This window comes from Archangium sp. (genome assembly GCF_036388035.1).
Lineage (GTDB): Bacteria > Myxococcota > Myxococcia > Myxococcales > Myxococcaceae > Archangium.
In genome coordinates this window covers 1-9,161 of record NZ_DASVSO010000820.1, presented here as the reverse complement: position 1 = coordinate 9,161, position 9,161 = coordinate 1, and the positions used below count along the sequence as shown (strand labels likewise).

Sequence of the window (9,161 nt, the reverse complement as noted above, 5' to 3'; positions counted from 1 at the left end):
CGCGAATCCGTCCTCGCTCGAGTACTGGCACATCGGTGAGACGGCGATGCGATTCCTGAAGGTCACTCCGCGCAGCGTGAGCGGGGTGAAGAGCAGACTGGCCACGAGTCCTCCCGTAGGGCGACGTCGAGCCGGGATCATCCCGGCTCAGGCGTGGACATACTGGGACACGCAGCGGGCGATGTCCCGGATTCCCTCGCCCATCTGTTCTCGGTGGACGCGCGTCCACCGGGCCTCAGGCCGCGGGCTGCTTGAACAGCTTGCCGGCCACGAGCAGCGCCACGCCGCCCAGGAGGACGGGGATGGCATTGAGCTCGATGGCGAGGCCCAGGCTGGCGATGTCGGCCAGCTTGCCGATGGCGGTGGGCGAGATGGCATCTCCCAGCAGGTGGATGCACAGCACGTTGAGCCCCATGGCGAAGGCGCGGAACGCCGGGGGCACGCCGTTGACGATGGCCGCGTTGATGGGGCCGCTGTTGAGGAAGATGAGGAACTGCGCCAGGAAGATGATGGCGAACATCGGCGCGAGCGCGTGGACCTGCACGGACAGGAACATGAGGGGCGCGGCGAGCAGCAGGCCCACGCCGGACATGCGCAGGCCGCCGCCGGGCATCCGCCGGTCCATCTTGTCGCCCAGCCAGCCGCCCGCCACCGTGCCGAGCAGGCCCGCCAGGGCCGTGACGGCGCCGGAGAGGAAGCCCGCCCTGTCCGCCGTCATCGCGCGCTCGCGCACGAGGAACGTGGGCAGCCAGAAGGCCAGCCCGCCGATGGCGAACGTCATCAGCGTGTAGCCGGCCGTGGTCCACCAGAAGGCCGTGTTGCGCGCCAGCCCCTTGAGGCCCACCAGGAAGGGCAGCTTCTCCTGGGCGTCGGGGCCGTCCATGGCGCCGCGCTGGGGCTCGGGCATGAAGAAGGCCAGGGCGCCCAGCACCAGGCCCGGCGCGCCGCCCACGAAGAAGGCCACGTGCCACGAGTAGGCCTCGCTCAGCCACCCGCCCAGCCCGTAGCCCGCCGCCGCTCCCACGGGGATGGCGATGTAGAAGAAGGACAGCACCCGCGTACGCTGCTCGCGTGGGAAGAGGTCGGAGATGATGGACGGGGCCACCGCGCCATAGCCCGCCTCGCCGATGCCCACGCAGGCCCGCGCCACCATCAGCATGAAGAAGGTGGTGGCCAGACCCGAGGCCCCCGTCGCCAGACTCCACAGCAGCACGCCGGCGGCCACGAGGAACTTGCGCGGGACCCGGTCGCCGAGGAAGCCGCCCACGGGCGAGGCCAGCATGAAGACGATGATGAAGAAGCTGCCCAGGTAGCCCGACTGGGTGTCGGTGAGCTGGAAGTCCCGCTGGATGTACGGCAGCGCGACCGTGACGATGTACCGGTCGAGGTAGTTGACCAGGTTGATGAGCGTGAGGATGAGCAGCGCGTAGTAGCCGGTGCGCGCGGCGGACGAGGCGGAGGGGGCGGAGGGGTCGGCCACGGCGGTGGGGAGACTCATGAGGGGTTGGCTCCGAAACGGTGCGCGAGCAGGCCCCAGCGCACGCCGCGATCGCTCACCCGGCAGCTCTCGAGCCCGAGCGCCCGCAGGCTCTCGAGCAGGATGAGGGCTCCGGCGGGGATCACGTCCGCGCGCTTGGGTTGCAGGCCGGGCAGCTTCTGGCGCTCGGCGAGGGGCAGCCGGCACATCAGGTCCGCCAGCGACTCCAGCTCGGCGCGGGTGAGGGTGCCCCCATGGACGCGCGCGGCGTCATACGGGTCGATGGCGTGCCGCACGGTGTAGAGCGTCGTCACCGTGCCGGCGATGCCCACGAAGCGCGCTCCCGGAGGGCAGGGGGGCAGGGTGGAGAAGCTCTCGCGCAGGTGCGACTCCACGCGGGCCCGGTCCTCGGCGGACAGCGGGTCCGACTTCACGTAGCGCTCGGTCATCCGCACCGAGCCCACGTCGAAGCTGTGCCGGAAGGCCACGCGGCCCTCCGTGTCGCCGTAGATGAACTCGGTGGAGCCGCCGCCGATGTCCAGCACCACCAGCGGCCCGGCCGCCTCGCGCCCGAAGTCCGCGTAGGCCGAGGTGAAGGAGAGCTGCGCCTCCAGCTCGCCGGAGATGATGTCCACCGTCACCCCGGCGCGCTCCCGGGCGGCGGCGAGGAACTCGGCGCCATTCTCCGAGTCGCGCGCCGCGCTGGTGGCGGACACGGCGATGGCCTCGGCGCCCAGGCTCCGTGCCTCGGTGGCGAAGTCGGACAGCACCTGGAGGGTGGCGTTCATGCCCTCGGGCGAGAGGCGGCGGCTCTTGTCCACGCCGCGGCCCAGACGGGTGATCTCCGCCCGCTCCTGCACGGCCTGGAAGCGGCCGTCGGGCAGGCGGTCCGCGACGAGCAGGAGGACCGAGTTGGTCCCCACGTCGATGGTGGCGTAACGAGGCATCCGACGGAGCTTACTCAGCGCAGCAGCGCGTCCAAAGCCTCGGCGAGTCGCTGGTACTCCGCGTGCGAGTTGTAGAGCTGGGCGGACACGCGGACATGGCGGTGCGGCGGCCGGGGCCAGGGGGTGATGGGCACCTCGATGCCGTGCTCGAAGAGGAGCCGGTCCTGGAGGGGATCCACCCCGAGGGGGGTGGGCTCGGTGGGGAAGCCGTCCGGCAGGGCCACGGTGGCCATGGAGCCCACCATCTCCTCGGGACAGTGGGGGGCCACCCCGAGCCGCTCGCACAGGAAGGCCCGCGCCGCCAGCGCCTTGGCCCGGTTGGAGGCCATCACCTCCGGCCAGCCGCCGGGCAGCATTCCCCCCACCACCTCCAGCGCCTTGGGGACGCAGAGGAACGCGGTGGGGTCTCCCGTCCCGGTCCAGTCGAAGTCGAGGCGGAACTGGGAGCGGTCCTTGCGCCGCGAGTTGTACCCGTGGCTGATGACGACGGGGCGGAGGCCCGGCTGGAGGTCCTTCCGGACGTAGAGGAAGGCGGCGCCCTTGGGGGCGCACATCCACTTGTGGCAGTTGCCCGTGTAGTACGCGGCGCCGAGCGAGCGCAGGGACAGGGGCACCTGGCCGGGGCCGTGGGCGCCATCCACGAGTGTCTCCACGCCCCGCTCGCGCAGCGCGCGGACGAGCTCGGCCAGTGGGAGCACCAGGGCCGTCTGGCTGGAGATGTGGTCGATGAGCAGCAGCCGGGTGCGCTCGGAGACGTGGGCGAGCACCGCGTCCACCACGGCCTGGGGCGAGGGCACGGGCCAGGGCAGCTTCGCCACCACCACCTTCATGCCCCAGCGGCGGGCCACGAAGTCGAGCGCGTTGCGCGAGGCGTTGTACTCGTGGTCGGTGGTGAGCAGCTCGTCCCCGGGAGCGAAGCGCAGCGACTGCAGCACCGTGTTCACGCCCGTGGTGGCGTTGGTGACGAAGGCCAGGTCGTCCGCGTCCGCGTCCAGGAAGGCCCCCAGCGCCGCGCGGGCCGCGTCGGACAGGGCTTCCATCTCCCGGTGGAGGAATCGCACCGGCTCGGCCTCCATGCGGGCACGCAGCCGGGACTGCTCCTCAAGCACCCGCGTGGGGCAGGCGCCGAAGGAGCCGTGGTTGAGGAAGGTCACCTCGGGATCGAGCGACCAGTGGGAGCGGAAGGGGGACGCGTCCATGGGGCGCGGACTGTAGACCGGGCCGGTTGGAGCTCAAGCCTCGATGAACAGGGTGCCCGTAATGCCCTCGGCCTCCATGGCCAGTTTGACGCGCTCGGAGACGATGAGGACCCCGGTCCAACCCCAGGGCCGGAAGATGTCGGCGCCGCCTGCTCTGGATGGGTCTACCTTCAGCCCGACGACATTCCGGTACTTGCCCAGCTTGTCCGGGCGCTCATCCTCTGGCCGCCAGTACAGCACCTCTTCACATCGGGCATCGTCGATACACCGGTGAGTCCGCAGCGTGTTGAGGATGAAGTAGGGCTCGGACTGTCCCTCCACGCGTGCGGGGATGAATTGCACCTCATCCAGGAGACCCAGGCGCTCGAAGATGGGCACGACGCGGCCACTGACCACGGGGGTGGCCAACTCCGTTGTGCTGAAGTCGAGCGCGATTCCAGGTTGGCCCATGCCAATCATCTGAACGCCTTCCAGCTCGAGGCGCTCCCCTTGGTCGAATTGCCAGGGATCCATGGGCTGCCCTCGATCATCGACATCGAGTTGGCTCAAGACCCAACGCCCGGGAATTCGCATGTTGTCCGTCAAGTCGAAATACCTGGCGTGTGTACTCATTTCTTCTGGGTGACGAATTTGTTGAGCCTGGAGTCTGGTCTGCAGACGTCGGCGGCGATGCTATCGAGCTCATCCTCCAACCGTTTCCGGCAATCCACTTTTGTCTTGCACGCTCCAAGAGCGTCGCGGAGCCGGCGGAAGATTTCGCGATGGTACTCTTCAGGGTGAGGACCTTTGTGCCCCTTGAGAAACACGATGTTGACCAGATCGTTCAGGCTCAATCCCGCGCGCTCGAAAAACAGCTTGAGTTTTGGTGTCCATGGGCCACCGTTCCTGTCGGACTGCTCGTTCTTGTCCGTGGCCAGATGGTGGCCCTCGTGGTCGGCATCCTGTTTCGGGTTGCAGTCGCCCGATACACGCGCCGCCTTGAGCGCATCCTTGACGGCGGAGGCACTTGCGCCCAGCGCCGCACCCATGAGCAGGATTGTTCCGTCTGCCGCCGAGGTCACCGTACTTGTCGTCTCGGAAATGCTCACCGTCCCATCCGCCGTGGCTACCGTCATGGCGGCTCCTTCCGAGGACGCAACGACCTTCTGTACGGAGCTGCCAACTCTGCCAAGCTTGTCCCAGAGCCCCCCGCCCCCGGGAGTCTTGGGAACCTCGGGGAGCTTGCCGGCCAAGCGCCCCACCGCGACCGTTACGAGGATTCTCAGCCCCACGCCCCCAATGGCCTCTCCAAAGTGCCGGGCCGCATTTTCCAGGGCACTCTCCGACATCGCCACTGAGGATTCGTCGTGCAAACGCTTGACTGCTGAGGCCACGGCCACGACCTCCGAAAAGCCGTAGGTCGCCATGAGCCAGAAGGTAATCGCTGCTACGGCTCCCTTCGAGATGAAGGGCTCCGGCGCGGCCAACGCGACCATGTAAAGCGTCAGTGAGATCGACAGGGAAGCAATGAAAACCGGGGAGGTGAACAGCTCCTCGGCCGCTTGCTGCGCACCGGCCCCCATGTACGTGGGTGAGCGTTTGAGCGCCAGGAAGAAGCGGCTCTCCTCCACCGCTCTTGAGCCGTTGAGCGTGCCGATGTTCTTCGAGTCGTAGAATCTCGTGTAGTCCTGACGGATTCGTTCCTCGATTTGTGGTGGTAGGATTCGCTTGGGTTTGGAGCTGGAGTCGGAAGGGCACGGCACCAGACTTCCGAGCGTTGCCCGCAGGGCAGCATTGGCGCAGGTGGGTTTTTCCCGCGCTCCCGCCGGGAGCGGCGCCACCTTGCCGTACATGCTCTCGAAAGCTGTAAGGATGGTACGCACGTTCTCAGGGGAGAGGGGCGCCACGTCCTTGGAGGCCAAGGGCCGCAGCGGGAACGTGAGAAACACTGAGGAGCTACCCTGGGGCTCCCAGTGCCCGCGCGCATCCACCCGTATGTCCACACGGAAGACCTGGCCCTCCATGGCGTTGGCTCGGGCTGTGGCCGAGAGGAGCACGAGAAAAAAAAGCGCGAAGGGGGCGCGTAGGGGCACGGCGAACTTCTTCAGCCCTGAGAGGGTGTTTGGCCTACCGAGATAAGCTCTTGGCGAAACAGCGTCGAAGGCTTTGAGAATCATGGCCGCGTGGCCTGCTCCTCCCTCAGCGGCCCCAGTCGGGCGTCAGCAGCGCGCCCTTCTCCTGCGAGGGCAGCGGCACCTGGTTGTTGCCATCCGCCGTCATCACGAAGAGCTGCGGCGAGCCGTTGCGCGTGGAGGTGAAGAGGACGAGGCGACCGTTGGGCGAGAAGGAGGGCTCCTCGTTGTTCGCATGGTCCTGCGTCAGGCGCGTCACCTTGCCCGAGTCCACGTTCACGGTGAACAGGTCGAAGGCGTTGCGCTCGTCGCGCGCGGTGAAGGCGATGAGGTCCCCGCGGGGCGACCAGTCCGGCGTCTGGTTGTAGTTGCCCTGGAAGGTGAGCCGCCGCACGCCCGAGCCGTCCGCGTTCATCACGTACACCTGCGGCGAGCCGCCCCGGTTGGACACGAAGGCGATGCGCTTGCCGTCCGGGGACCAGGAGGGGCTGGAGTTGATGCCGAAGCGCGTGTCGGTGAGCCGCTTCGCGCCGCCGCCGTCCACGTTGGCCACCCAGATTTGAGCGCTCTCGCCCTCGGCCAACGAGTACGCGATGCGCTTGCCGTCCGGAGAGAAGGACACGCCGGTGGCCATCTCGCCCTCGGCCGTCTTCAGCCGCACCGAGTCCCCGTCCGGCTGCCGGATGTACAGCTCCGGCCTGCCCTGCTGGTACGAGGTGTAGCCCAGCGAGCCGTCCGGCCCGAGCGCGGGCAGCAGGTTGATGCCCCCGCGCGTCACCTGCTTCGCGTTGCGGCCGTCCCAGTCCGCCACCCACACGTCCCGGTTGTTGCCCGTCTTGCGCACGTAGGAGATGCGCGAGAGGAAGGGGCTCGGCTCGCGGGTGTAGTAGCGGTAGATGGCGTCGGCGAGCTTGTGGGCCAGCAGGCGCGGCTCCGCGACGGGCGCGCTCTGGGCCGTCTTGAACTCCTCGCGGCCACTGCCCACGTTGAACAGGCGCGCCTCGGCCTTCAGCTCGCCACCTTCCTGGGCCAGCGAATACTTCACCAGCGACTCGGCGCCCACGTCGGCCCAGCGCGAGAAGTTGATGCTGCCCGCCGCCATGCCCTCCTTCGCGTCCGCGAGGAAGCTGGCCCGCTCCAGCACCTGGAAGAGGCCGGAGGCGCGCAGGTCGTACATGAGCGCGTCATCCACCTCCTGGGAGGGCGCCTTGGCCTCCTCGCCCTGCACCAGCGGAGCGGGGACGGCGAGCGGCAGGGGCCGGAAGTTGGCGCCCGAGATTTGAATGACGGGAGCCTGGGCGAGCGCCGCCAGCGGAAGGAGGACGAGCGAGAGGAGAAGGGCTTTCGCGTTCACGGGCTGAACTCCAGGACGATGCCGCTCTTCTGCAGTGTGTCCCGCAGATGGTCGGGGGGAGGGGAGAAGGGCGAGGCCTTCTTCACCGCGGCCAGCACGGCCGAGTCGAAGAGGGTGTTGCCGCTGGCCTTGGCCAGGCGGGTATCGATGACCTCGCCGGTGCGGTTGAGGCGCATGGCCACCTGGGCCTTGAGGTACAGGCGCTCGTTCTCGGGGATGGTGTCCGCGACGTTGTAGTGGCGGCGCACCTGCGAGGAGAGCAGGCCGAAGTAGCGCTCGCCCTCGGCGGTGGCGGAGTCGCCGTTCGGGTCCCCGTCCTCCTCGCCCTCCAGCTCCTCCGGGGGCTTGGACTTGGAGAACTTGTCGAAGGCGCCGAAGAGGCGGTTCTTCCGGTCCTCGCCCTTGGCCTCGCCCTTCTGGGGCGTGGGCTTGGGGGCGGGCTCCGGCTTCACCCCGGGGAGGGGCACGGCCACCTTGGCGGGCTCGGGCGCGGCGGGCGTGGGCGGCGCGGGCGCGGCCTCCACCTTCTTGGGCGGAGGCGGAGGCGGCTCCTCCTTGCGGGGCAGCAGCTTCTCGTCGCGCTTCTTGCCCAGGCGCACCAGCGAGGCGCGGATGGGCTTCTGGTCCAGCACCACCCGGGGAGCGGAGAAGAAGGTGGCGTAGAGCGCCACGGCGAGCAGCACCGCCCCGTGGCCCACCAGCGACACCGTGATGAAGCGTCCCAGGCGCGAGCGCCTCGGGACGAGCAGGCTCTGGTTGACGGCCGGGTGCATGGGCTAGCGCCGCGCCTCCTTCGCTTCCTTCTTGCCCTTGTTGGACGCGCGACCCCCGGCCGTTGGGTCCGTGATCATCCCCACGTTGGAGATGCCCGCGCGCTGCGCGGCGGCCATCACGTCCACCACCACCCCGTAGGGCACGTCCCGGTCCGCGTGGAGGTAGACCTCCTTGTCCGTCTGCGCCTTGGCGTTGCTGGCCAGCTTCTTCTCCAGCTCGTCCAGCGCCACCTCGGCCTCGCCGATGTAGACGCGCCGCTGCATGTCGATGGACAGCACCAGCTTCTTGTCGGAGGCCTCGACGGGGGCGGCCTTCGCCTCCGGGAGGTTCACCTTGACGCCCTGCTGGATGAGGGGTGCCGTCACCATGAAGATGATGAGCAGCACCAGCATCACGTCCACCATGGGCGTGACGTTGATCTCGCTCATGGTGACGCGACCACTGCCGCGGTTGGAGCCCATGCCCATGGCGCGCGTCTCCTAGCGGAAGAAGTGCCGCTTGATGATGTTGAGGAAGTCCGCGGAGAAGTTGGCCATCTCCGTGTCGAACACCTTGATGCGGCTGATGAACGAGTTGTAGGCCACCACCGCCGGAATCGCGGCGAACAGGCCCGCCGCCGTGGCGAAGAGCGCATTGCCCACCGGCGCGGCCACCGTGGCCAGCGTGGCGTTGCCCTGCTCGGCGATGGAGTTGAAGGCGTTGAGGATGCCGATCACCGTGCCGAACAGGCCCACGAAGGGAGAGGCGGCGCCCACGGTGCCCAGGAAGGACACCCGCGACTCCAGGTCCATGAGCTGCGCGGTGGAGGCGCGGTTGAGCGCCCGCTCCACGTTCTCGATACCCCCGAGCCGCTCGGCCATGGCGCCCTCGGCGCCCTCCTTGTGCTGGGCGAGCTTGCTCAGCTCCTCGTAGCCGGCGCAGAACACCTTGGAGAGGGGCGAGCCCTCGAGCTTCTGGGCGTCCTGGTAGATGGTCTCCAGCCGGGAGGCCTTCCAGAAGCTGTCCAGGAAGCTCAGCGACTGGGCACGGGCCCGGGACAGCTGGGTGTGCTTCAGTGCGATGAGCGCCCACGAGGCGATGGAGACGCCCATGAGCAGGGCCAGCACGAACAGCTCCAGGAGGGAGGCATCCCGGAGGATCTGCAGGTAGTTCATGGCGCCAAGCGCCAGGGGGAAGCGGGGCATCATGGGAGACAGGCCGTAACACCCCGGTACAGGTGGGTCAAACAAACCCGGCACGAGGGGGGGTGGTTGGCTGCTCGTGCCAGACAATGAATAATTCCCGTGGGCAGGCGTCCGA

General features: G+C 68.4%; 9 protein-coding genes. All 9 read right to left on the bottom strand.

Annotated elements, in window-relative coordinates:
* Nucleotides 1-235: 235 nt before the first annotated feature.
* The 9 genes from VF697_RS33895 to VF697_RS33855 are packed head-to-tail and all read right to left on the bottom strand — an operon-like array spanning nucleotide 236 to nucleotide 9,049.
* The gene (locus VF697_RS33895) at nucleotides 236-1,498 is read right to left on the bottom strand and encodes an MFS transporter (protein WP_331101536.1); all 1,263 of its coding nucleotides are present in this window, start codon (nucleotides 1,496-1,498) and stop codon (nucleotides 236-238) included.
* Nucleotides 1,495-2,424, bottom strand: a complete 930-nt coding sequence (locus VF697_RS33890) for a Ppx/GppA phosphatase family protein (protein WP_331101534.1) — start codon at nucleotides 2,422-2,424, stop codon at nucleotides 1,495-1,497. The genes VF697_RS33895 and VF697_RS33890 overlap by 4 nt, the downstream gene beginning before the upstream one ends.
* A 14-nt stretch (nucleotides 2,425-2,438) precedes the next feature.
* On the bottom strand, nucleotides 2,439-3,623 hold the full coding sequence (locus VF697_RS33885; RefSeq protein ID WP_331101533.1) for an aminotransferase class V-fold PLP-dependent enzyme: 1,185 nt from the start codon (nucleotides 3,621-3,623) through the stop codon (nucleotides 2,439-2,441).
* A 33-nt stretch (nucleotides 3,624-3,656) separates the two neighbouring features.
* Complete coding sequence (locus tag VF697_RS33880; protein WP_331101538.1) at nucleotides 3,657-4,196, bottom strand: imm11 family protein; 540 nt, start codon at nucleotides 4,194-4,196, stop codon at nucleotides 3,657-3,659.
* 35 nt (nucleotides 4,197-4,231) lie between these two features.
* Nucleotides 4,232-5,779 carry an AHH domain-containing protein gene (locus tag VF697_RS33875; RefSeq protein ID WP_331101531.1) on the bottom strand — a complete coding sequence of 516 codons (1,548 nt, stop codon included), beginning with the start codon at nucleotides 5,777-5,779 and terminating at the stop codon, nucleotides 4,232-4,234.
* Nucleotides 5,780-5,801: 22 nt separating this feature from the next.
* Nucleotides 5,802-7,088, bottom strand: a complete 1,287-nt coding sequence (tolB, locus tag VF697_RS33870) for a Tol-Pal system beta propeller repeat protein TolB (RefSeq protein ID WP_331101529.1) — start codon at nucleotides 7,086-7,088, stop codon at nucleotides 5,802-5,804.
* The gene (locus VF697_RS33865; RefSeq protein ID WP_331101527.1) at nucleotides 7,085-7,861 is read right to left on the bottom strand and encodes an energy transducer TonB; all 777 of its coding nucleotides are present in this window, start codon (nucleotides 7,859-7,861) and stop codon (nucleotides 7,085-7,087) included. Before VF697_RS33865 ends, tolB begins: the two co-directional genes overlap by 4 nt.
* Before the next feature lie 3 nt (nucleotides 7,862-7,864).
* A complete protein-coding gene (gene tolR, locus VF697_RS33860) occupies nucleotides 7,865-8,329 on the bottom strand; it encodes a protein TolR (RefSeq protein ID WP_331101525.1) in 465 nt (154 codons plus the stop codon).
* Nucleotides 8,330-8,341: 12 nt separating this feature from the next.
* Entirely contained in the window at nucleotides 8,342-9,049 is a 708-nt protein-coding gene (locus VF697_RS33855; RefSeq protein WP_331101523.1) for a MotA/TolQ/ExbB proton channel family protein, read from the bottom strand.
* Nucleotides 9,050-9,161: the final 112 nt, after the last annotated feature.

Excerpts from the sequence above, each read along its gene's own strand:
- VF697_RS33895 (WP_331101536.1), bottom strand. The coding sequence starts at position 1,498 with ATGAGTCTCCCCACCGCCGTGGCCGACCCCTCCGCCCCCTCCGCCTCG.
- tolR (WP_331101525.1), bottom strand. The coding sequence starts at position 8,329 with ATGGGCATGGGCTCCAACCGCGGCAGTGGTCGCGTCACCATGAGCGAG.
- VF697_RS33855 (WP_331101523.1), bottom strand. The coding sequence starts at position 9,049 with ATGATGCCCCGCTTCCCCCTGGCGCTTGGCGCCATGAACTACCTGCAG.
- VF697_RS33890 (WP_331101534.1), bottom strand. The coding sequence starts at position 2,424 with ATGCCTCGTTACGCCACCATCGACGTGGGGACCAACTCGGTCCTCCTG.
- VF697_RS33875 (WP_331101531.1), bottom strand. The coding sequence starts at position 5,779 with ATGATTCTCAAAGCCTTCGACGCTGTTTCGCCAAGAGCTTATCTCGGT.
- VF697_RS33885 (WP_331101533.1), bottom strand. The coding sequence starts at position 3,623 with ATGGACGCGTCCCCCTTCCGCTCCCACTGGTCGCTCGATCCCGAGGTG.
- VF697_RS33865 (WP_331101527.1), bottom strand. The coding sequence starts at position 7,861 with ATGCACCCGGCCGTCAACCAGAGCCTGCTCGTCCCGAGGCGCTCGCGC.
- VF697_RS33880 (WP_331101538.1), bottom strand. The coding sequence starts at position 4,196 with ATGCGAATTCCCGGGCGTTGGGTCTTGAGCCAACTCGATGTCGATGAT.